This is a genomic window from Capnocytophaga sp. oral taxon 878 (genome assembly GCF_002999135.1).
Classification (GTDB): Bacteria; Bacteroidota; Bacteroidia; order Flavobacteriales; family Flavobacteriaceae; genus Capnocytophaga.
On the sequence record NZ_CP027229.1, the window covers coordinates 217384 to 243056 of the forward strand.

Genomic DNA, 25673 nt, shown 5'->3' on the forward strand with positions numbered 1-25673 from the left:
GCCAAACGGCCTAAAAACAGAAAAATATCCTATTTTTGATATAAAAAATAGTAATCTCTGTTTTTCCATTTCATCATCCAGCATCCGCCTTTTACCTCTTAAAAAATGACAAGTGTAACCTCTGTGTTAAATTCGTGTTAATTATTTCACAGTTACTTGTTATATGAAATAAAAGTTGTACTTTTGCGGTTGAAAAGCTAATTGTAACCATTAGCCAACAACACCAATAATATCTAACGACTAACAATTAAAAACTATAACTCCCAATGAAAAAGTTTTTATTTTTACAATGTTTCTTTTTAGCAACTTTCTTTACCGCTACAGCGCAAAGTTTTAGTGAGCGCTATAATCTTACTATTAAAGGTAATATGATAGTGGTAGGGAACTCTATTCTCAACCGTGGGGATAGTCGTCCTGCTAATACACCTTTTAATGACTTGAAGGCTGATAACTCTCAAAGAAATTTGGAGTATACTAATGTAGATCCAGCTAATACTATCAACTCAAGTTCAGCAAGGGTAAAAAATCCTAACCCTACTTCTACTTGTGGGCTTGTGGTTAAAAAAGCCTACTTGTATTGGGCTGCTGCTTACAAACGCGATAATGTAGTAGGAGCTGATAGGCTTACTAATCCAGTTTTAGACCCTAATAAGTTCAATAAGGTACGTTTGCGTCAGGGTAATGGAAGCTACCACAACATTACAGGTACAATATTACATAGTGATGGTAGTCAAAATCCAGCTGATGGCCGTAGCCAAAGTGCTTATGTATGTGTGGCCGATGTTACCCAATATGTAACAAATATCAATAATGAAACTTTTACTGTCGCAGATATGCAAGCTCCCTATGGTAATGAAACCAACGGGAATGGGTATGCTGCTGGTTGGACTCTTTATATTATTTATGAAGATGTCACTCAGCCTGCTCGCAAGATAGCTTTGTTTGATGGTTTTGCAGCAGTAACAAAAAATTATAGTCAAGCAATTACTATTTCAGGCTTTACCACAGTACCTTCTCCTTTACCTGTAAATGCTAAGATAGGTTTTGCTGCTTTGGAAGGCGAATCATATTTGGGAGGTGATGAGCTTAAAATACAAACCAATAAAACAGGAGGAAATAAAGTTAAGATTACAGCACCAGGACGTGAAGATGGTTTGGTGCAAGATGGCTGTTATTGGAACCCTTATCCAATAAAAGTTACTTGTAATGAAAGAGTTAAAAGTAATTTCTTCAATAGTTCGATTACTAATGAACAAGGTGTAAATACCGATCGTACACCTTCTTCTAAAAATATGCTCGGTTTTGATGCCGGTATTTTTGATCTTCCAAATAATGGTAATACCATTTTGGGTAATGATACCACTTCAGCAAGTTTTTACCCAACTACTACGCAAGACGTTTTCTATCCATTTATGTTCGCTTTTAACGTCGAAGTTATTACCCCCAATGTGGTAATGGAAAAACGTGTATATAAGTCCGATGGTACTACCGATATTACAGGACAAAACAATATTGTTTTGGGGCAAGAATTACGCTATAAAATTAAATTTAAAAACATAGGTAATGATGATGCTAAAAATCTCGTAATTACCGATGTTCTTCCAGCTAATTTACAAAATAATATTACAGGAATTAATGTTCCTTCTGGAGCAACTTATACCTATAATAATCGTACCCTAAAAGTTACTATACCCAATACTTTAGTCAAAAAAGGAGCTCCTGAACAAGAAATATCTTTTGGGGTAAAAGTACTAGCATCTTGTAATGAATGGCGAGACCCTTGTTCCAACGAAATTAAAAATCAGGCTTTTGCTACCTACACAGGCGATAAAAACCCCGCTACCCTTACACCTGGTAGCTTTAGTTCAAAATTCTCAGCTTGTGGTGGTGAAGTAACAGGCCCTTCAAACTTTATTGTTACTACCGATTTTACTAAATGTGTCTACAAGCCTAACGATATTTCTCTTTGCCAGCCCACAACTACCCTTTCAGCAGCTGCAGGTTTCACTACTTATAAGTGGACAAAAGTAGGCGATGCAAGTTTCAACAAAACTGGACAAAACCTTGTTGTTTCAGAACCAGGTACTTATAGGGTGACTAAATCAAAAACAGGGTGTCCTACTATGTATGAAGAGTATACAGTTCTTGAAAATGCTTATGATGAAAAACACCCTATAGAGAAAATGATTGCTGCAAAGCAAATTAATGGTGAGGTATATACTTGTACTGCAGATGGACGCAAATACCCACAAGTATATTTGTGTGGTAATGGTTCATCAGTAACCTTTGATATAACTTTTTCTAATGGTAAACAATATAGGTGGGAAAAAATTGTAGGTAATCGTACTGGTGATGTGAATTGTCCACCTACCAATACTGCATGGGCACCAGTTTATACTGATAATGGTACACAATCTCGTCGTACTTTTGATCAACAAGGTGATTATAGACTTACAGTTACTTTTGATGGAGGGGCACAAGGTGATTGTGTTTCTACCTATTATTTCCGTATTACTAAAAATAACTTGGATGCTACTGCCAAAGTAACTGATATTGTTTGTACTACTCCAGGTAAGATAACCATAATAGGTCCGTCACCTACAAGTTATCAGTTTGCTTTGTATGAAGGTACTAACCAAGTTAGAAATTACCAAGACAGTAATGAATTCACAATTACTAATCAAGGTACCTATCGTGTGCTTATCAAGCAAAAAGCAAAAAGTAATATAGTACCTTGTGTATTTGAGATTTCTGGTTTGTTTGTAAAAAAACGCACTCCTCAGCTTACAGTTACTCCTACTAGTCCTCTTTGCTATGGTGGTGTCGCTACTATGACCATACAGCTTACCGATGCTCCTTATCCACCTTATAATATAGTGGTGAAAAAAGATAATGCTTCAGGTGCCGAGTTATATCGTTCTACTCAAACTAATCTTGAACAGCTCACCCTTGGTAACTATTTCAAGGCTGGTACTTATTATGTAGAAGTCCAAAATAACTATGGTTGTACTATTAATAAAGGTGGTATTAAAATAGTAGAACCCAAACAGCTAAAAGCTACAGCTACAGTGCTGAAACCCATTATGCCTTGTGGTGCAGGTAAAGTACGTGTAACAGGTATTGATGGTACTAAAGGAACTTCATATTTCTTTAGTGATGGTACTATAAATAATGCTACAAACTTTACAGCTAATTATTATGATTTTGATGTTACTACACCAGGTACACATCAGTTTGCTGTGATTGATAAAAATGGTTGTAGGGCTACAGCATCAGTTGCTATCACACAACTTACAGCACCTACTACTACTGCTTCAGCTACAGTGTATGATTGTGGGGCAAAGGCCAAAATAACCTTTGCTGTTCCTACTAGTGCAACAGCTTATACTTATCAATATAGTGTAGATGGAGGTACTACTTTCAAAACATCTCGTGAAATAGAAGTAGCCCCAGGTAATACCTATAATCCTGTGTTGCAATACACCTATAATAATACAGCTTCTTGTACAATAACACTACCAGCTATTACTATACAATCGTATGGTGCTAACATTCTTATTGCATCAGCAGGAGTTGAGAAATTGGTAGAATGTGGTGATAGTGAAGGTAACCCAGGTAAAGCTCTAGTACGTTTCTCAAACGTACAAGGAGGTCAAGAACCTTATAAATATAATTTTGGAGATGGACAAGGTTGGACAACTAGGAAAGATAAATGGTTAACTCCAGGTACCTATAACCTTTCAGTGGAAGATGCTATTGGATGTAGCCGTACAGGTCTTACTGTTAAAGTAGACAATAAAATACCAGCACCTGTGTTAGGTAATACTGCCATTACATATAATTGTGAGGGTAAAGGTACTGTTACTGTAACTACTGATAAAACAAACTATAAATATACTTATCAAGTTAATGGAGGTACTCCTACTACTAATAATGTGTTTACTAACTTAGCACCTGGTACCTATACCATTACTATTACTTATGCGCAAGCCAATCCACCTGCCAAGAATGTTCTATTCTTAGAAGATTTTGGTGCAGGTAATAATACAGGTAACCCTTATATTAATAAGGCTTACTATCTTGAATTACAAGATGGCTCTATGCCTAAAAATGGTAATGGTGTTTCACAACCATCAGGTAACTGGGCAGGCAAATACTTAGCCGATGGTGAGTATATTGTAACTAAAAAGCAAGATCCTAATAATGGTGCTTGGAAAGCACCTAATGACCACTCAAGAACTCTTTCAGGAGCTAAAATACCTAACGGACGTATGTTCTTTGTGAACATAGGTAATATATTAGGTTCTGCAGGCGCTATATTGTATCAGCGCCCAATGAAGGATATCATTCCTAATAAAGAAGTGAAATTCTCAGTAGCATTAATGAACTTGTTAGATTTTAATGATTCTCGTTACCCAAGTGGGGCTCCCGATCTTGCTATTGAGTTATATGCTAACCAAGCAGCAGTAACTGCAAATACACCATTAGTATCAGAGCGTATCCCTCGTTTCCGTGGTGCAAAAAATAATGATGATTGGTTTGTATATGAAAAATCTCTTAACCCAGGTAATAATCGAGAGCTTATAGCAGTTATCCGCTCTTTCAGTTTGGAAACAAACGGTAACGACCTTGCTATGGACGATATTTACTTGTACCAAGAGCCCGAAACCTGTCCTACAACTGTAACAAGAACTATTACTATAGCTCCTAATCAAGGCTTTGGTATTGATACCGCTACTAAAAAAGTTATAGCACCTAAGTGTCATAATGGTACAGGTGAATACCAAATTACAATAAAGAACCCTCAAAATGTAACTTATTATGTAAGTAAAGATGGAGCTACTTTTGTAGCTGTTCCTGCCAATACGCTGTTTAAATGGACAGGCATTACACCTGGGGCTCATACTATCAAATTCCGTGGTGAGCTTAATAATCCTTCTTGTGAATTTACTGATAATTTCACAATAACCAATCCAGCTCAGCTAAATGCTCAACTCGCTGCCAATACCGATTTGAGTTTAGCTTGTAACCCTGCACAAGCTCAAGTAGCAGTTACAGCTACTGGTGGTACAGGTACTTACCAGTACACCTTATTAAAAGGTACAACTCTAATTCGTACTCAGGCAACTCCTAATTTCACAGTTACTCAAATAGGATCTTATACTATTCGCGTAACTGATGCTAATGGTTGTACCAAAGATGTACCATTCACTATAGTACAAGCACCTACTCTTACCCTAGCAGCTACAAATAATACAGCTAAAACCAATTACTGTATGAATTCAGCTACAGCTGGTAAGGTAGAAGTAAAAGTAACCCCTTCAAGTGGTAATACACAACCTTATACTTTCTTCCATAACGGAACAAGAAAAGTATCACAATCAGGTAATACTTATACCTTTAGTGGTTTAACAGTAGGTACTCATACCTTTACTGTAACCGATAAATATGGCTGTACAGCAAGTTATGTAACCGAAATTAAGAAACTAATTACTGCTGATGGCAGTACTGTTGCTGTAGTAGCCAAAGATATTACTTGTGATGCTGGTGCAGCTGGTAATGGTAAGCTTACCTTCAAGATAAAAGATGGTTATGCACCTTACACTTATGTAGTAAAACGTAGTAATGGAACTATAGCTGCTAATGGTAACCTTCCAGCTAATCTTACTGCCGAGTATGAAACTAATGTAGCAGGTACTTATACTTTTGAAATTACCGATAGCAAAGGTTGTAAAGTATCCGCTTCAGGTACATTAGCAACAGCTGCAGCACCTACAGCTACCTATACTATTACTAAGGTCAACTGTTATGGTGCCAATGATGGTACTCTTTCAGTAAATATTACTGGTGGTAAAGCACCTTACCGCATTAAGTTAGATAGCGGTGCAATACAAGCGGTAACAGGTAATCAAAAAGTATTTACAGGTTTAACACCAGGAGCACATATTCTCTTAGTATATGGAGCTAATAATTGTAGTAATCAATATAGTATAAATGTACCAGGCCCAGCAACTCCTTTAACAGGATCAGCTGTGGTCTCAGAACTCATAGGTTGCTCAGATGGAGTTAATAAAGATAAGGCAAAAATAACTTTTGTTAATGTAACAGGCGGCCATGGTGGCTATCAATACAAATATGACGGTAATTATACTACTAATTCAGTAGGCTTTTTACCAGCAGGCACACATACAGTTACTGTAAAAGATAGTAGCGGGTGTGAGTTGCCTATCAAAGTTATTGTACCAGCACGTATAGCACCTCCTACTGGTACTTCCTATACTATAGCTTCTTACAAATGTGATGGTAAGGCTACAATAGTATTTACAGGTGTACCTACTACCTATAATTATAAGTATATTATTAACGGACAAACTTTTACAGGTAGAACTGCTACAGTTACTAATTTAGCTCCAGGAAGTTATACAGTAACTATTGAATATACAGATGCAACTGTATCTCAAGGAACGAAATCTTGTCCACAAACTATACAAAAAACAGTTATAATTCCACAAGGACATCAGTTTAAAGCAAGTGTACAAAGCCAAACCAATGTAAGTTGTAATGGAGGTGATGATGGTAAGGTAACTCTTAAAGTAGAAAACTTATATGGAGGTAGCTATCGTATAGCAAATATCAATCCTCTTGGGCAACGTCCAGGTGCAGGATATGCAACTCCTATAACAACATCTACTTTTGAAGTAGGTCAATTACGTGCAGGTGTCTATACCCTTACTGTAGCTTATACTGGACCGGTAGCAGGTAATACTTGTGATATAGAGGTGCCAGTAACTATTACACAGCCAGTTGCCTTAACACTTTCAGGTACTATTACTCAGCCCGCAATGTGTTCTAACGGAGGCTTTGCAACGGTAAAACTTGCTGCAAATGGAGGAACACCGCCTTATACATATCATTATTTAATAGGTACAGCAACACAATCATCACATTCTAGTAATGTATTTACAGGGGTAAAAACTGGAACAGCTCAGTTTGCTGTAACCGATAGTAAGAATTGTCTTGCTTATTTGCCTTTAGTTTCATTGCCAATACCAGCTCCTAAAACAGTATCATTTACTTTAGAAGCTACCGATTGTTATGAGAATGACAATCAAGGTAAGGTAACAGTGAAAATTACCAATGGTAATGGAGGTTATAAACTAAGCCTTAATGGGGCAACTGCAGTGGCACCAAGTACTAATAGTGTAACTCATACCTTTACAGGGTTACGTCAGGGTAGCTATTCAGTAACAGTAACCGATGCTTATGGTTGTCAGGCAGCAGGAAGTATTATAATACGTCCATCATTAAATGTAAGAATCAAAACTACTGATCAAGGTGCTTGTGCCGGATCTGCTGCTACTATACAAGTTACAGCTACTGGCGGTACAGGTAATATAAGCTATGCTTTTGATACACCAGGTACAGTAACGCCTAATTATGGAACCAACCCATTGTATACTGTACCAAACTTTTCAGGTACTAAACAAATAGAAGTATTTGTCAAATCAGACCGTTGTGTGAAAAAAGAGGTAGTAACCCTTAAAGCTTTTGATTATGCCTCATTTACTCCGCAAACAGTAACGCCTACTTGTTCAGGTACAGGTACAGGTAAGATTATATTAGGTAACCTTACAGGAGCTTCACCATTTACTATAGGTATTACTCCACCTACGGGAGCTACTCGTACAGTAACTGGCGTAACTGCAGCATATACTATAGAAAATGCAATAGGAGGTCTTTATACCATTACCCTTCGTGATGCTTTAGGTTGTAACTCAGTACGTACAGTAACCTTGCAAGATATGCCTAAACTTACTGATGCAGAGTTAGATGTAGATACAAATATACCTTGTCCAGGTGTAGGTAATCCTACAACTTTAAAATTAACTTTCAGTAATACTACTTATAATATATATAATGCTACATCAGATATCTATTATAGCTTAAATGGTAGTACTTGGACTAAAGTAACTTCTAATCCATTCTCTTTAGGAGCACATCCAAGCTTTATTCCAGGTAATACAATAAGTATTACTTATAAAACTGTAGTTAAAGGTGGTACAGCTACCATCTGTACTACTAATTCAGTGGAAAAAACTATTCCTCACCGATTGAAAGATGTCACAGTAACTACTAATTTGGCTGATTTTAATGGAGGTTGCACTAGTTCTCCATTAGGCTTTACAGCTACAGTTACTATTCAAACAGGAGGAACTCCTAAATTTCAATATTCATTAGATAATCATAATTGGGAACCAGCAGCAGGTACTGATTCAAGAACTTATGTTTTTTCAGAGTTAACACCAGGTAGAACATATAAGTTTTATGTCAGAGACGCTTCTGGCTGTACAGCAGAATATACTGGGGATATTTATGGAGGTGTAGTAAGCCCTGCACTATATCTAGAAATTAAACCAACACCAGCTTGTTCAACAGATTCTCATGGTAAGTTAGATATTACCATTAAGCGTCGTCCTAGCTATAAATCTGCTTTACCTATTTCAGGTACTTGGCAATTGTTTGAACTTACCTCTACACCAGGAGCTAAAAGAACTGGTTCATCAGTAGGAAGTATCCAAAATTTCACAATACCTTTAGGACAAACAGCTCTTACAATTCCAACACAAAATGTATTACCTAATAAGACTTATTATGTTGAAGTGAAAGAAGGTACTTGTACTTGGGGTAGTCGAGATATAGAAGTTAAGAAATTACTTCCTATTAGTATCTCTGTATCTAATACCAATGTGATTAATTGTAGTACACCAGGGGTTGTCGAAGTAACAGCCAAAGGTGGTGGCGGTCAGTATACTTATACTTTAACATCACCTTCATTGGTGGCTCCAATAGCAGTAGCTAATAACCGTATCCAAATACTTAGAGAGCAAATATCAGGACACCCAGCGCCTGTATATCCTACAGCTACACCTACTATCACTGTAAATGTAAGTGTGTCTGATCAATACGGTTGTTCATCTAGTTTTGGTACTGTAACCCTACAAGTACAACCAACACCTAAAGTAAATAGTATGCCAATAACAGGTTGCATAAGTGGGCAAATTACACTTACTGTTAATCCAGTAGCAAGAACAACTCCTGGAGGTGATGCTCCAGCTACTGAGATTCCTGGCTATGAATATTCACGTGATGGAGGCTTAACCTATCAGGCATCTAATGTATTTGGTGGCTTAGTGCCAGGTACTTATGATATAGTAATAAAAGACCGTTCATCTGGCTGTACAGCTACAGCTACAGCAGTAGTAAATGGATTATTAGAAGCAAGCGCTGAAGTCACCACTCCATTTGCTTGTGGCTCACCAGCACCTAACGGAGTTATTACTGTTAAAGTAGATAATGGTTCAGGATCAGCTAACTATACCTACAAAATAAAGAACCCTATGGGCGTTCAGTTTGCTACAGGTGTAATTAATACTGCAGTAGTAGGTAGTACAGCTTCAAAAACCGATATACAAATACCACCTGCAAATGGTACTGGTACTTATACTATTGAAGTTACCGATAGTGGTCAACCTTCTACTTGTAATACAACTACTATAAACGTAGTAATGAATCCTGCTGCTCTTCCTGATATTGAAGTAAGCACAGTATCTATTACTTGTCATGGCGCTGCGAATGGTCGTATAGCTATAGTAGAGAAAAATGGTACTAATACTTATGTAATCACACCACCATCGGGTACAGCGCCAGGTGTGAATCCAATAGATAAAACAGCAATAGCTACAGTAGGAGGGGTGTATACCATTACTGCTACGGGTGCTAATGGTTGTCAAACAGTTACTACTGTAATGGTATATGAGCCTACAGCTATTACTGTAAGCCAAACACAAATAAGTGTAACCCAATTTGCTTGTGCTACTAATACTAATAATGGCTTGCAAGCCAAAGTAACAGTTCCCGATGGAGCTATATCTGGTGGGGTAGGTAGCAAAACTATTACGTATACAGCCCCTAACGGGAATACAGCTTCAGGTAATACCTTTACCTATGGTGATGCAGCAGGTGGCATAATTACAATTACTGTTACCGATAGCAGTGGTTGTTATACCTCTACTACAGTTACAATTGCTCGTTTTGAACGATTAGATCCTGCCGATATTACAGTTACTCCAGGTCCTGCTAATTGTAATGCACCAATGCAAATAACAGTAGCTAATAGCTCACCAAATGTAACAGCAACTAAATTGCGTTTTGGCATAGGAACTACACCTCCTGCAGGACATCCAAGCACGTGGACAAATACTACTGGTATACTAAATGTAGCAGTAGCTACTACCACTACAGTTTGGATAGGACATTCTGATACTGGTTGTATGATTTCTTATCCATATCTAGCTCCAGATCCTAATACCTTTAAGATACTAGCACCACAAATAAAGAATGTTACTTGTAAAGGTAATAATAATGGTATAGCTACTTTCACTCTAGCTGATATAGGTACTAATGGTTATACTATCACTCTGTCACCAATGACAGCAGGGGCATCAGTACCTTCGCCTATAGCAGCAGGTGTTACAAACTTTACTATTAGTGGCTTGTCATCAAGTACTTATACTGTAACAGTAAAAGATAATGGCACAGGCTGTGAACAAACATATAACTTTAGTATTACTGAGCCAGCAGTAAGTTTAACAGCTACTACCTCAGTACGCTCTATTACTTGTGCAGGTAATAATGGTGTAATTACCATTGAAAATGCTGATGGTGGTTGGGGTGGTTACAAATATTATTTAAGTAACTCATTAGCACCAACACTAACCAGTGCTGCTTGGACAACAACTAATGTATTTGAAAGCTTAGCACCAGGTACCTATCAAATAGGTGTACGTGATAGTAATGATTGTATGATTACTTTATCACCTATTACTTTAGCAAATCCAACTACTATTACTGGTACGCTTACTATTACTCTACAAAATTGTACCCCAGGTACTGGTGTTGTAGAGGTACGCAGTGTAACAGGAGGTGCAGGTACGGGTTATACTTATCAGTTAGTAAAAGACGGAGCTCTGCAAGGTACTACTCAAAACACAACCTTGTTCTCTAACCTATCAGCAGGTGTTTACAATGTAGTAGTAACCGATATTTGGGGCTGTACAGCTACTCTTACTTCGGTAACTCTTTATGAGCCTGTAACAGGTTTAGTAGCCAATATAGTGAAAGAAGTAACTTGTAGTGTACCTCAAGGGGCAACTATCTCAGTAACTCACCAAGGAGGTAATTCTAGTAACTTGAACTATATCTTAACATCACAAGGTGGTGGTACAATGATACAACTTAATAATCCACTATTCACAGGGGTAGCTTCAGGTACTTATAGTGTAAGTGTTGTCGATCTTACTACAGGTTGCCCAACAGTCACCTATGGTCCTTTTGATGTAACTAAAGCTGATGTAGTAACCTTTACTTACACTACTACTAGTGTAACTTGTAACGGAGGTAATAATGGTAGGGTAAAAGTAACTATACCAGGAGATCAACAACAAACAGATTATATTATTAAGATAGAAGGTACAGGAGGTTTTGCTACTCGTAGTGAAACAGTAAATACCACTCCTAAAGATTTTACTTTTGAAGCCTTGAAAGCTGGTGTTTATACTGTAACAGTTACTTCATCACGTAGTTGTGTAGCTACAGAAACTATTATAGTGAGTGAACCTCAAGCTTTAGTAGTAAGTACTACAACTGTTACTACACACTTTAAGTGTAATGCAACAAACGATGCTCAGGAAGCAGTTGTTCAGGTAGTAGCAAATGGAGGAACACCTTCTTATACTTATAACTTTGAACTATTTGATGGTACTACTACCACTACTACTGGTTTTGTAAATACTACAGGTGTATTTAGTATAACCAGCAATGGCACTCATACTCAAACAGTAATGGCTTATATAAGAGATGCTAATGGTTGTACAACTAATACTATTAGTCCAATAATAATACCACCACTTAAGCGCATTACAGCAGTTACGCCAGTTAAGCTAACAAATATAAGCTGTATAAGTGCCGAAACAGTAAGCTTTACTATAGTAGGTGGCAATAATAAGGGGTATGTAGTAGCAGTAACCAATACCGATGGAGTAGCAATTCCAAGTACTCAAACACTCACAGCAGGTACTAATGTAGCTCAAATTAGCTTTACTCAGCCTGCTAACTATGAGATTACTATTACCGATTCCGAAACAGGTTGTTACTTTACTACTACTTACTTTGTGGCACCTTATGATAATATCGACTATAGTGCTGCACAAAGCAAGCCGGTAACTTGTAAAACAGGTAATGATGGAGAAATTACTCTTACAGTAAGTGGCTATCAAGGAACATTTAATTATCGTGTCCTTGATGCTACCAACCCAGCCACAGTAGTGAAACCTTCTACCCCAGTAGCTGGTTTAGCAGGTGTACGAAATGTTGTAATAACAGGCCTAGCCGAAGGTAGTTACTTAGTAGAACTTACCGAAACACAACTTCCTAACTGTACTAAAACTACAACTGTAGTTAATGTATCTGGCCCTGCAAATGCCTTAACCGCAAGCACAACAATTACCGATCTTATTAAGTGTGGTACAGGTGCTACAGGTAGCTTTGCAGTGAGTGCAGCAGGAGGATGGGGTAATTATCAGTACCGCTTGTTAGTAGGAGCGACTCCTCATGCAGTGTATGGTACTTATACCTCTACCTCATCGTTTGAAGGTTTAACAGCCAATACTTATATAGTAGAAGTAAAAGATGAGCAAGGTTGTGTTACTACCACTACTCAAATAATGGCAGTGCCCGATCCTATCAATGCCAATGTAACTGCAAGTAATGTATTGTGCTTCAGTGATAATAATGGTGTAATTACAGTAAGTAATACTACTGGTGGTAGCGGAAACTACACTTATGAGTTGTGGGAAGTAGGAGGTAGCCAAATACGTGGTACTCAAACCGAAACTACCTTTACAGGCTTAGATGCTCGTGAATATAAAGTGAAGATAGTTGATGGTTGGAACTGTGATATAGAAATACCAGTAACAGTTCATGAACCTGATGAAATGCGTGTAACAGCTTCTATTGCGAAGGCAATAACTTGTCATACTAATGCAACTATCTCAGTAACTGTAACTGGAGGGGTTCCTCCTTATCAGTATAAGCAAGGTGTAGGAGGTACACCACAAGCTGCTAATACTTTCTCAGTAGGTGTAGGCACTTACGAATTCTATGTGATAGATGGTAATAGTTGTGAATCTAAAGTATCTAATCGTTTGGATATTGTACGCCCTGAAGATTTAACCTTGCACTTCAATACTGATGATGCAATAGTAAGATGTAATGGTGAAGCTACAGGTCGCATTACCTTCTCAGCTACTGGTGGTATGGGTAATAACCAATACAAGCTATACAAGGGTGGCCTAACAAGTCCAGCACTTACAGCTACAGCTACACAAATAAGTCCTACTGATTGGGCATTCTCAGGTTTGTACTCTGGTACTTACTATGTAGTAGCAAGTAGTAATGATTGTGTATACACCTCTACACATATTGAAATCAAAGAGCGTCCAGCTCTTGTGGTAGCAAGTCAAACTACTAATATTACTTGCTTTAATGCTCGTAATGGTGTAATCTCAATTACTGTAACAGGTGGCACAGGTACTATTAAGTACGCTATAAGTTCAGCTTCAAATCCTCGTTTAGACCGCTTTGTAGAAACAGGATACTTTGATAATCTTGTTAAGGACACTTATTTAGTACGTGCTCAAGATGAATATGGCTGTTATACTGATACAACCTTTATAATTGATGAACCTGATCAATTAGAGGTTAAAGCTGTTAAAACAGATGAAGTATGTTATGGGGCTAATGATGGTACTATCTCACTTACTATTACTGGAGGTACCCAATCGTACAGCACAACAATTGATGGTACCAATTGGATAGCAGGTAAAACTCTATATACCAATTTAGCACCTGGTGATTATACCATAATGGTACGAGATGCTCATTCTTGTACTACTGAAGCAATAGTAACTATAGGCGCAGGGGTTCAGTTACAAGAAACTGCAACAGTAGAGTATACTTGCCCTGGCAATAATGTAAGTAACGCAATTAGAGTAAGTGTAGCTGCCGACCACTTAGCACAAACTACTTTTGCTCTTGATGGTGGTACTCCTCAATCTAGCGGATACTTTACACAAACAGCGGCGGGTACACCTATATTAGCAGGGGTACATACTATTACAGTACGTAATATCAATGGTTGTACTAAAACACTTACTGTAAATGTAGAATCTTTTGCTCCTCTATCAGTAGTAGCAAGCAAAACAGATATTACTTGTTATGGTAAAAACGATGGTAAGGTTAAACTTACAGTAACAGGAGCAACTAATAGTTATACATATACTATCAGTCCACAAGCAGGACAATTTGATGAAGCTACTACTGAGTATACTGAATTACCAAAAGGCCAGTACACTATAAAGGTAATGGCTATAGGAAATCCTGCTTGCGAGTTAAGCCAAACAATCAATATCATTGAGCCTGATCTGCTCATTGCTAAAGCCGAAACAGTAACCGAAACTTGTTACGGACAAAATGATGGTCAAATGCGCTTCGTGATAGAAGGTGGTCGTGCTCCTTATAATTATAACTTGAAAAAACCTGATGGAACTACTTATGCCACAGCAACTAATGTAGCTACAGGTACTATAGTAAGTTATACCGGATTAGTACCAGGACGTTACAACTTAGAGTACAATGACGGTAATTGTAGCCAAACCTTAGAAATAGAAGTGGCATCAGCACCAAGTATAGCCCCTGAAGATGTTAAGTTAGGATTTAACTGTTCTACAGAATCCACTACTTACACTACAAGCTACTTGAATGTTACATTCCCAGAAAGTGCACGTGGTAAGCTAAGCAGTACCACCACTTCATACTCATTAGATGGTGGTATTACTATCAAACCATTCGTATCCTTCGATGGTGTTATAGGTAAAACTTCCAACATCGAACAAGGTGTCTACAGCCTTACAATACATTATAAAGGTGAGGGTATGAGCAATGTATGTAGCCAAGTATGGAACGGAACAGTAAGCACTACCCGTTATCCAGGCTTAGAAATACTTGATAAGACCGATCCACGCGAAATTAATAAAGTAAGGGTTAAAGTAGTAGGCGGTAACCCTCGTCCAGGAGATACTCCTTATAGCGTAACCTTTAATGGTGTGTTCGATGGTACGTATGAATATATGCTTAAACCTACCGACCCAACTAGCCGTGTGGTAAACGGACGCATCTATAAGCTCGTAGTTGTTGAAGCTACAGATGAAAACGGATGTAAGAGTACCTTAACCATAGAAAAAGAGTATATGAAATCTGTACCACCTGATTTCTTTACTCCTAATGGTGATGGTGAAAATGACGGATGGGATCCTGATAAGTTCCGTAGCTATCCTAACTTAACAGTTGATATATATGACCGATACGGACGCTATATCACAACCCTTAAGTCAGGCCAAGTATGGGACGGACGTTATAATGGTAGAGAAATGCCTTCAGGCGACTATTGGTATATTCTCCGTACACACGAGGAAGAAGGTGATCAGCAATATATGGGTCACTTCACCCTCTACCGATAGGCATTTAAATCTAATTAATAAACCTTAATTAAAGGCTGCTAAGCAATATAAGCTTAGCAGCCTTTTTCTATTTTAAAACCACCCAAACAGAAAAATTTTCTACTGAAGCTATCTTGGAGCTACCATAGAGGAACCTTGGAGCTTTACCGGAGGATTAGCATACTTTTTCTGAATTCTCAATATCTACAAAACCTCTCAAAAACAGAAAATATTTCTTTTTTACTTCAAAATGGCAGAAAACTAATTAATTCTTGTTTCTCAACCACTCAAATTATAACACTTAGATTCTGGAAATGAGAGTATTGTGAAAATAAATAAAAAATATTAATAAAAAACGCTGGTTATTTCAAAATTAATTACTACCTTTGCCTATCATTAATGAAAAAATAAACAAATAATAACTATCTATGGATAAGTATTCTTTCTTGAATGCCGCAAGTACCGCTTTTTTTGGTGATTTGTACGATAAGTATCAGCAAAACCCCGACGCTGTAGAACCTAGCTGGAGGGCTTTCTTTCAGGGCTTTGACTTTGCCCAAGAACAATACGGAATAACCGATGACGATACCACCCCAATAGTAGTTGAAAGGGTGGTTAATAACGATAATCCTGCTCTTTTAGATAAAGTTAAAAAAGAGTTTGCCGTACTCAATCTTATCAATGGTTATCGTACTTACGGACACTTATTCGCTCAGATAAATCCACTGCGCCCTCGCGAACCCCATACTCCTACTTTAGAAATTGAAAAATATGGGCTATCTTCTGCCGACCTTAATACAGTATTCGATGCAGCTGCCGAAATAGGTTTAAATCCTTCACCCCTAAGTAAAATAATTGAAACATTACAAGCTACGTATTGCAAATCAGTAGGAGTTCAATATCAGCACATCCAAAGTGAGGAAGAACGCGCTTGGATTACCCAACGATTACAACTAAACCACAATACTACTCCTTTTACAAAAGAACAAAAATTACAGATTCTTGAAAAATTAAACCAAGCTACCTCGTTTGAGAACTTTTTGCATACCAAGTATGTAGGGCAAAAACGCTTCTCTTTAGAAGGAAATGATAGTCTTATCCCAGGACTTGATTTTATGGTAGAAGCTGCCGCTCAGTACGGAGTTACACACTTAGTGCTTGGTATGGCACACCGCGGAAGGCTTAATGTACTTGCTAATATCTTCCATAAAAATCCCCAAGACATCTTTTCAGAGTTTGATGGTAAAGATTACGAAATGGATGATTGGTTCGATGGTGATGTGAAATATCACTTAGGTATTACTACGCAACGTATCTCCCGCACGGGCAAAACTATAGATATGAACTTAGTGCCCAACCCATCACACCTTGAAGCCGTTAATGCTGTGGTAGCAGGTATTACTCGTGCTAAACAAGACCGTTACTGCCAAGATGATGCTCGTAAAGCATTGCCTATTATTATTCATGGTGATGCAGCAGCATCAGGACAAGGTATAGTATATGAAACTGTACAAATGTGTGGACTAAAAGGCTTTACCAATGCGGGTACCGTACATATAGTGATAAATAATCAAGTAGGCTTTACTGCCAATTTTTCCGATTCACGTTCATCAGTATATTGTACCGATATAGCCAAGATTAATGATTCACCAGTGCTTCATGTTAATGCTGATGATGCCGAAGCTGTGGTACACACTTTCCTCTTTGCTCTTGATTACCGCCAAACATTTGGTAAAGATGTATATATTAATCTTTTTGGCTATCGTAAATATGGACATAATGAAGGCGATGAACCTCGATTCACACAGCCGCTTTTGTACAAAATAATTGGTAATCATGATAATCCTAGCCATATCTATACTCAAAAACTGATAGGTGAGGGAGTTATCCAACAAGCGTATGTTACCGAGATAGAAAATGCCTATAAAGCAAAGCTAGATGCAGATCTTGAGGCTTCACGTCGTGAACCTTTAACCATACTTAAACCTTTTATGCAAACCGAATGGGAAGGCTTTGAAATTGCATCTCCTGAACAAATGCTACAAAAGGTTAATACTTCTGTTAGTAAAGAAAAACTAATAGATCTAGCAACTGCACTTACCGAAATGCCTGAAGGTAAATCATTTATTAACAAGGTGAAAAAAGTAGTTGCCGATCGTAAAGAGGCTTTAGCTAACAATCATATCGACTGGGGTATGGCAGAACTTTTAGCCTATGGTTCATTGCTTACTGAAGGTTTTGATGTACGTATTACAGGTGAAGATGTGCAACGTGGTACTTTCTCACATCGTCATGCTGTGCTCAAAACAGATGATACCGAAGAAGAAGTATGTTTCTTAAAAGAACTTAAAGCTAAACAACCTTCTACAGGTACTTTCCATATTTACAACTCACTATTGTCAGAGTATGGGGTGTTAGGTTATGAATATGGTTATGCTATGGCAAGTCCACGTACTCTTACTATTTGGGAAGCTCAATTTGGCGACTTCTCCAACGGTGCGCAAATAATGCTTGACCAGTATGTTTGTTGTGGTGAAGATAAGTGGAAAGTGCAAGATGGTTTAGTAATGTTACTACCTCACGGCTATGAAGGACAAGGAGCAGAACACTCATCAGCACGTGTAGAACGATATTTACAGTTATGTGCTGAAAATAATATGTACGTAACTAATTGTACTACCCCTGCTAACTTTTTCCACCTATTGCGTCGCCAAATGAAAACTACTTTCCGCAAGCCTTTGGTAGTATTCACACCTAAAAGCTTGTTACGTCACCCTCAAGTAATTTCAAAAATAGAGGATTTGGCAGAAGGTTACTTCCAAGAAGTATTAGATGATCCTATTATTGAGGCTGGAAAAGTAAAACATGTAGTATTCTGTTCAGGACGTTATTATTATGATCTTTATGCTCAGCGTGAAAAATTGGGCAGAGATGATGTTGCTTTAGTACGTATTGAGCAGCTATTCCCTTTACCAGTTGAACGATTAAAAGAAGTAATTGCCAAATATACTAATGCTACCGATTTTATTTGGGCTCAAGAAGAACCTAAAAATATGGGAGCTTATGGCTATATGCTAATGAATTTTAACTTAGTGCCTTGGCGTTATGTGGGTACGCCTGCGTATGCAGCTCCTGCTTCAGGTAGTCATACCCGTGACCGTAAAAGACATAATGAAGCCATAGCAAGAGTTTTTGAAGAGTAAGAATTTATACATACTTTGCCAAAGCCTATAACTTTGGCAAAGTATATTTATTAATTAATATACTTATTTGTTATCTTATGAAAAGAATTATTACATTAGTGTTGCTGATGTTTACTTACCTAGCTTCAGCGCAAACAGTAATTAAGTGTGCACCTTCAATCAACCTTAATGATAGACCTTTGTGGGTGGTGAACAACATAGTTCTTACCGATGAAAAAGTAAGTGAGATAGTGGAAAAAGCTCTTAAACCCGATGATGTTGAGAGCATAACAGTGTTAAAAGAAGCTGAAGCTACTGCTATATATGGTAACAGTGCTCGAAACGGAGCAGTTATTATTACTTTGAAAAAAAATCAATCTAATAATGTCGCTGCTGAAAAAGAAAGCTTGTCAGTAACAGGAGCATCGTTAGCAGCACATCCTTTAGTAATAGTAGATGGTAAAGAAATACCTAATGCTGATGAAGCAGCTCAGTTTATGAAAAAACTGCTTCCTGAAAATATTCAAAGTGTTACTGTGTTGAAAGATCCTGCTGCTCTTGCTAAATATGGAGATAAAGGGAAGAATGGGGTACTTTTTATAAATCTGAAAAAATAATAGTTAAACATATATTATAAAAGAATATAGTCTCATGTTACTGTGATTTTGTAGTTTATGTTCTACACCTTCTATTAAAAAAGCTAATTAAATATGAGTCGAACTTTTTACATTAAAAACACCCAAGCACCTGAGGAAATGTCCCCTCAGCAGTTGCTTGAGCTCCAACGTGAGGGTTTTACACAGTACAACATTGATGAAGATGATGAGCATTACTCCCAAGTGATGCATAGCCCTATCAGTGAATGGGGGTGTATGATAATGGGACAAAAAGGCATTAGCGGTCGTGGTTTTGAAGTCTCTTATGACTCCGAAACGCAAGAGTATGGAGTGCGTGTGTTCACCCCTAGCACCGAAAATGATTGGTTAGGAGCTATAGAATTCATTGGCAAAGTAGCTACAGCTTTGGCTACCAATGTAGTTGATGAAGAAGGTGAGACCTATGAACCCAATGCTATTACGTACGATTATAGACACGATATTAACTTTGGCGTCAGATGCTATGAAGATAAAGAAGAAGGTGCTTATATTTTCAGTGTTTATCGCCCTATATGTTTATCTAAGCAAATGATAAACGAACTATTAGAAGCCGAAGATAAAGTAAAAGCATTTAGTCAGCTCGTAGAAAAACAACTATATGAACACCCCAATGTATATATTGCACACCAACAGTTTTTTAGTAACGACAAAGAGGAAGTGATGGGAGTTTATGCCCTTACACAAGGAGTACCTACTGTCTTGCCTTATGAATATCCACCTTTTGTAGATTTTACGCAAGTAAACCTCAGTCAGGACGACGTAAAACTATGGCGAATCAGTTTAGTTGTCATCAATGGTGATGAAAACGACCCTAATGCTTATGAGGTACTTGATGAACTTGATTACAAAACTTTTTTAGAGCGTTTACCTCAAAATAAAATCCAAAAGCTTGATGGTCACTATATGTTTATAACACTTAACCGAAAAGAGCTTCAAGCTCTTTTAGAAAACAATAAGCAAGAAAGCAGAGGATTATTTGCAAAATTGAAAAATCTTCTCAGAACAGAATAATTAATATCTATATACCTAAAAACTAAAAAATATACCTTATGTTAGAAATGAAAGTTCCCTCACCAGGGGAATCAATAACCGAAGTAGAAATAGCCCGTTGGTTAGTAAAAACGGGTGATTATGTAACCAAAGATCAAGCTATAGCCGAAGTAGATTCCGATAAGGCTACTCTTGAACTTCCTGCTGAAGCAGCAGGTATCATTACCCTACAAGCTGAAGAAGGAGAAGCTGTAAAGGTAGGACAAGTAGTATGTTTAATTGATACTAATGCGCAAGCTCCTGCTACTGCACCAGCGGTTAAACAAGAGGAAACTAAGCAAGAAGCTCCTACAACCAAAGTAGAAACTACTAAAGTAGAAGCTCCAGTAGTGCAAGCACCAACAGTGCAAACACCAAGTCCTGCAGCACGTAAAATATTAGCTGAGCGTGAAATCCCTACATCTGCAGTAAATGGAACAGGTAAAGCAGGGCGCATTACTAAAAACGATGCTTTAACAGCCTCTAAACCTTCAATGGGTACACCTGTAGGTAGTGTACGTCGCGAAGTGCGAACTAAGATGAGTATGTTACGTCGTAAAGTAGCAGAACGCTTGGTGAGTGCTAAGAATGAAACAGCTATGCTTACTACCTTTAATGAGGTAGATATGACTGCTATCTTCCAGCTACGAGCTCAATACAAAGATGCTTTTAAAGAGCGTCATAATGTAGGCTTAGGCTTTATGTCATTCTTTACTTTGGCAGTAGTGCGTGCTTTGAAACTTTTCCCTGATGTTAATTCAATGATTGATGGGCAAGATAAAGTAACTTATGATTTCTGTGATATTTCAATAGCTGTATCAGGACCTAAAGGCTTAATGGTGCCAGTAATACGCAATGCTGAAAATCTATCTTTCCGTGGAGTAGAAGCCGAAGTAAAACGCTTGGCTACCCGTGCCCGTGACGGACAAATAACGGTAGATGAAATGACTGGAGGTACTTTTACCATTACCAATGGAGGTGTATTTGGTTCTATGCTCTCTACTCCTATTATCAATCCACCGCAGTCAGGAATTTTAGGTATGCATAACATTGTAGATCGTGCTATAGTACGTGATGGACAAATAGTTATTGCCCCTGTGATGTATGTAGCCTTATCGTATGATCATCGTATTATAGATGGACGTGAGTCGGTAGGATTCTTGGTGGCAGTAAAAGAAGCATTGGAAAACCCTGTAGAACTCCTTATGAATGGTAATCCTGCTCAAGCCTTAGAACTATAAGTTTATATGGAAATAACCTATCGATTGCCTGAAATAGCAACCGTTGCCGAGACAATCCTCCCTTATCTTACTCATAAAGTAGTGGTTTTTAAGGGAGGAATGGGCTTGGGAAAAACTACTCTTATCAAAGCTTTAGTGCGGGTTTTGGGTTCGGATGATACTGTGAGCAGTCCTACCTTTGGTTTGGTAAACCCTTATGAAGGTACCAATTGCCATATTTATCATTTTGATTTTTATCGCATTAAAAATGAGCAAGAAGCCTTTGATATAGGTTTTGAAGAATATCTTTACTCTGGCAATTGGTGTTTTATTGAGTGGGCAGAACGTGTAGCTAAGTACTTGCCCGACCAATATACTACACTTGAAATAGTATATATTGATGAAAATACTAGAAAGGTTGTAATTGATTAAAAAAAGAATAAGAAATAAACTTTGCCATAAGTTTTGTACTTTGGCAAAGTTTTTTTATTGATAAATTATGAAATATCTTCTTCATTTTAAACGCCCCGCAGGTACTTCCAGAGGGGTGTTGACTTCTAAAGAAACTTATTTTTTAATTGCCGAAAATAATGGCAAAAAAGCTATAGGTGAGTGTAATCTCTTTCGAGGGTTGAGTGCTGATGATGTGCCTGAATACGAAGAAAAGTTACAATGGACAGCAGTACATATTCATTTGGGTGAAAGGGCATTGTTGCAAGAACTTACTAATTTTCCTTCAATACAATTTGGGGTGGAACAGCTTTTCCGCTCAGTTGCAGCTACTCAATGGTATGAACTCTTTCCTTCGGAGTTTACACAAGGTAAGGCTGCTATTCCTATTAATGGACTTATTTGGATGGGGACTCCTGCTTTTATGAAAGAACAAATACAAGAAAAGTTGGCACAAGGGTTCCGCTGTATTAAAATGAAGATTGGTGCTATTGATTTTGAAGAGGAATACAACTTGCTAAAAGCTTTGCGTAAAGAGTTTTCTGCTACTGATATTGAAATACGTGTAGATGCTAATGGAGCTTTTTCTGCAGAAAAAGCTCCTGAATATTTGGAACGATTGGCTGCCTTAGAGCTACACTCGATTGAGCAACCTATTAAAGCAGGACAGTGGGAGGCTATGGCACAGCTGTGTGCTAATACTCCTTTGCCTATAGCGCTGGATGAGGAACTGATAGGTGTTTTTACTTTGGAGGCTAAAGAGCAGCTTATTAATGCTATAAAACCGCAATATATTATTTTAAAACCCTCGTTAATAGGAGGTTATAGGGGGAGTGAGCAGTGGATAGATATTGCTGAACGGCATCGTATTGGTTGGTGGGTAACTTCTGCTTTGGAGAGTAATATAGGACTTAATGCTATTGCCCAATGGACGTACACCCTTCATAACCCAATGCCTCAAGGCTTGGGTACAGGGGCTTTGTATACTAATAATATTCCTTTTCCGCTTTCGGTAGGTGGGGGACAGTTACATTTTAATCCTTCCGAGCCCGTAACATTTCCCTTTTCATAGGAGGTCCGGGAAGGCGTTCAACGGTGAAGCCACAGGCTTGCATTGCACGGCGTACACTTCCTTTAGCTGCATAAGTTACTAATATTCCGTTTTTTTTAAGGGCATTGTACATTCGTTTGAAAATGTCTTCTTCCCATAATTCGGGTTGTACTTGTGCTCCAAAGGCATCGAAATAGATGAGGTCAAACTGCTGTTTATCGGTAATTGTTTCAAAACGTTGTAGTCGTTTTTTGAAAGTGAAAGTAGGCGAGAGGGTGATGTTTTCGCCCCAAGGGCAAGTGTGTATTTGCTTGAAAACAGTGTGTAATAGAGGTGCGCTGAGCATTTCGGGATAATTCATCATAGAGGCTTGCTCCCATTGTAGGGGGTAAGCCTCTGTTGTTTCATAATGTATGTTGAGCTGTAAGTTATTGTGTTGCTGATAGGTAACTAAGGCATTGAGCCCTGTGCCAAAGCCTATTTCGAGAATAGCAAGGGATTGAGAATGAAATAATTGTAGTCCGTTATGGATAAAAACGTGTTGGGTTTCTTGCAGAGCGCCGTGTTTGGAGTGGTAAGTTTCATTTAGTTCGGGGAGGTAAAGGCTGGTGGAGCCATCGGAGGTTTTTATAAGTTCAATCATATTTGGGTAAAAGGGAAAATAACAAGAGGTAAAAGAGCTGTGTTGGGATGGTTACTTATTACCTCTTATTTGTTTATGTATATTGTAATTATTTAATTATTAATGTTTTATGAAATAGGGGAAAAGTTTTTTGTTTTTATGGGGCAAAGTTAAAAAATAATTCGTACCTTTGACGAAAATTTAATTAACAAAGTTAAGATTATCTTTAGTGATATGCTTAGCGGTACCTACTGAGCAACTATCCTTCGTTTATAGTTCGTTTATCCTTCGTTATTCGTTCGTTTGAAGTAGGGGAATGAGTAAGTGTGGTTGGGATATGAGTTTTAGCTTAGTTGTTTCAGCAAAAATTGAGAGTTTGACTTGGTAAAATCTTATATAGATTTTGTGCTTGGAATGCTTATAACAAGTTGAGCATTTTGTATGAAATATAATGGGGGTGGCTTATGTGGAAGGTGATGAAGTGGTGGGCTAAGAGTAGGGGAGAGGCTTAAGATAACTTGAGGAATTAATTAGAGAAGAAATAAAAAAATTAGTAAATTGAAAAATAATAGAATTGGGGTTGGAATTATTAAAATCCTGATTCTTAACATCTAAAACTAAAACAATATGAATTTAAAAATTGAAAAAGTAAAGGAGAGTCGTATTAACGAAGTGGACTTTTCAAAGTTGAGTTTTGGTAAGACTTTTGCTGACCACATGTTTATTTGTGAGTACAAAGACGGGCAGTGGCAAAACCCTACCATTAAACCTTATGCGCCTATTACGCTTGAGCCATCGGCAAGTGTGTTTCACTATGGGCAGGCAGTTTTTGAGGGGATGAAGGCTTATAAAGACGAAGAAGGACATGTGTTTTTGTTTCGCCCTGAGGAGAATTACAAGCGTATTAACAAGTCATGTGCGCGTTTGGCAATGCCTGAGTTTCCGGAAGAGTGGTTTGACAAAGCGCTTAAGACATTGGTAGATATTGATAGTGATTGGGTAAAACCAGGTTTTGGTAATGCGTTATATTTGCGTCCGTTTGTAATAGCTACATCAGCAGGTGTGCAAGCATCACCTTCGAAAGAATATTTGTTTATTATTATTACTGCTCCGGTACAGGCGTACTATTCGGGCGATGTAAAGGTAAAAATAGCTGATTACTATAGCCGTGCGGCTAATGGAGGTTTTGGTTTTGCAAAGGCTGCAGGTAACTATGCAGGGCAGTTTTTCCCTACTCGTGAGGCTGCTAATGAAGGTTACCAGCAAGTGATGTGGACTGATGATGCTACACACGAGTTTTTGGAAGAAGCAGGAACAATGAACTTGTGGTTCCGTTTTGGGGATACTTTGGTTACTTGTCCTACTAGTGAGCGTATTTTGGATGGGGTTACCCGTAAGAGTATCATTGCTATGGCTGAACATTTGGGTATTAAGACAGAAGTGCGCCCTGTGAGAGTGAGTGAACTTATTGAAGCTGCAGAAAATGGAACATTGAAAGAGGCTTTTGGATGTGGAACAGCAGCAGTTATAAGCCCTATATCAGGATTTGGTTATAAAGGCAAGGATTATACTGTGAATCGTCCTGCTGAATTGTATACAGATAAGATTAAAGAAGCTATACTTAATATTCAGTATAACAAGGGGTTAGATCCTTTTGGCTGGAGAGTACAAGTTAAGTAGCGAAAAAAAATACAAAAAAAGTTGTTAAAAAATTTGCAGGTTTCAAAAAATGTTGTACTTTTGCACCCGTAAATAAGGAACAACATTGGCCTCGTGGCGCAACTGAATAGCGCATCTGATTACGGCTCAGAAGGTTACAGGTTTGAATCCTGTCGAGGTCACAAGAAGG

At 38.0% G+C, this 25673-nt stretch carries 9 protein-coding genes and 1 tRNA gene; 9 read left to right on the top strand and 1 reads right to left on the bottom strand.

The features are described from left to right. Positions 1 to 266 precede the first annotated feature (266 nt). From C4H12_RS01010 to C4H12_RS01040, 7 genes are all read left to right on the top strand, one after another. Positions 267 to 15635, top strand: coding sequence for a T9SS type B sorting domain-containing protein (locus C4H12_RS01010; RefSeq protein ID WP_106097259.1), 15369 nt, complete (start codon positions 267 to 269; stop codon positions 15633 to 15635). Positions 15636 to 16042: 407 nt separating this feature from the next. Then, positions 16043 to 18817 carry a 2-oxoglutarate dehydrogenase E1 component gene (locus C4H12_RS01015; protein WP_106097260.1) on the top strand — a complete coding sequence of 925 codons (2775 nt, stop codon included), beginning with the start codon at positions 16043 to 16045 and terminating at the stop codon, positions 18815 to 18817. A 77-nt stretch (positions 18818 to 18894) separates the two neighbouring features. Next, entirely contained in the window at positions 18895 to 19413 is a 519-nt protein-coding gene (locus tag C4H12_RS01020) for a TonB-dependent receptor plug domain-containing protein (protein WP_106097261.1), read from the top strand. A 93-nt stretch (positions 19414 to 19506) separates the two neighbouring features. After that, positions 19507 to 20463 (top strand): DUF4299 family protein, encoded by a 957-nt coding sequence (locus C4H12_RS01025; RefSeq protein WP_106097262.1) that lies wholly within the window; start codon positions 19507 to 19509, stop codon positions 20461 to 20463. Between the two features lie 38 nt (positions 20464 to 20501). Then, complete coding sequence (gene odhB, locus C4H12_RS01030; RefSeq protein ID WP_106097263.1) at positions 20502 to 21722, top strand: 2-oxoglutarate dehydrogenase complex dihydrolipoyllysine-residue succinyltransferase; 1221 nt, start codon at positions 20502 to 20504, stop codon at positions 21720 to 21722. A gap of 6 nt (positions 21723 to 21728) precedes the next feature. After that, positions 21729 to 22133 (top strand): tRNA (adenosine(37)-N6)-threonylcarbamoyltransferase complex ATPase subunit type 1 TsaE, encoded by a 405-nt coding sequence (gene tsaE / locus C4H12_RS01035; RefSeq protein WP_106097264.1) that lies wholly within the window; start codon positions 21729 to 21731, stop codon positions 22131 to 22133. Between the two features lie 67 nt (positions 22134 to 22200). Continuing rightward, positions 22201 to 23223 carry an o-succinylbenzoate synthase gene (locus C4H12_RS01040; protein ID WP_371514470.1) on the top strand — a complete coding sequence of 341 codons (1023 nt, stop codon included), beginning with the start codon at positions 22201 to 22203 and terminating at the stop codon, positions 23221 to 23223. Here C4H12_RS01040 and mnmD read toward each other — a convergent pair. Next, positions 23186 to 23845 (bottom strand): tRNA (5-methylaminomethyl-2-thiouridine)(34)-methyltransferase MnmD, encoded by a 660-nt coding sequence (gene mnmD, locus C4H12_RS01045; RefSeq protein ID WP_106097266.1) that lies wholly within the window; start codon positions 23843 to 23845, stop codon positions 23186 to 23188. The two genes, C4H12_RS01040 and mnmD, sit on opposite strands and share 38 nt — an antisense overlap. 606 nt (positions 23846 to 24451) lie before the next feature. On the opposite strand from mnmD, the gene C4H12_RS01050 reads away from it, so the two are divergent. Together C4H12_RS01050 and C4H12_RS01055 are read left to right on the top strand one after the other, a co-directional pair. Further along, positions 24452 to 25504 (top strand): branched-chain amino acid aminotransferase, encoded by a 1053-nt coding sequence (locus C4H12_RS01050; protein WP_106097267.1) that lies wholly within the window; start codon positions 24452 to 24454, stop codon positions 25502 to 25504. Positions 25505 to 25591: 87 nt separating this feature from the next. Further along, positions 25592 to 25665: transfer RNA gene (locus C4H12_RS01055), tRNA-Arg, on the top strand. The last annotated feature ends 8 nt before the right edge of the window (positions 25666 to 25673 follow it).

Bases quoted from the DNA above. Each gene is read 5' to 3' on its own strand.
- C4H12_RS01040 (WP_371514470.1), top strand. From the start codon at position 22,201: ATGAAATATCTTCTTCATTTTAAACGCCCCGCAGGTACTTCCAGAGGG.
- tsaE (WP_106097264.1), top strand. From the start codon at position 21,729: ATGGAAATAACCTATCGATTGCCTGAAATAGCAACCGTTGCCGAGACA.
- odhB (WP_106097263.1), top strand. From the start codon at position 20,502: ATGTTAGAAATGAAAGTTCCCTCACCAGGGGAATCAATAACCGAAGTA.
- C4H12_RS01025 (WP_106097262.1), top strand. From the start codon at position 19,507: ATGAGTCGAACTTTTTACATTAAAAACACCCAAGCACCTGAGGAAATG.
- C4H12_RS01020 (WP_106097261.1), top strand. From the start codon at position 18,895: ATGAAAAGAATTATTACATTAGTGTTGCTGATGTTTACTTACCTAGCT.
- mnmD (WP_106097266.1), bottom strand. From the start codon at position 23,845: ATGATTGAACTTATAAAAACCTCCGATGGCTCCACCAGCCTTTACCTC.
- C4H12_RS01010 (WP_106097259.1), top strand. From the start codon at position 267: ATGAAAAAGTTTTTATTTTTACAATGTTTCTTTTTAGCAACTTTCTTT.
- C4H12_RS01050 (WP_106097267.1), top strand. From the start codon at position 24,452: ATGAATTTAAAAATTGAAAAAGTAAAGGAGAGTCGTATTAACGAAGTG.
- C4H12_RS01015 (WP_106097260.1), top strand. From the start codon at position 16,043: ATGGATAAGTATTCTTTCTTGAATGCCGCAAGTACCGCTTTTTTTGGT.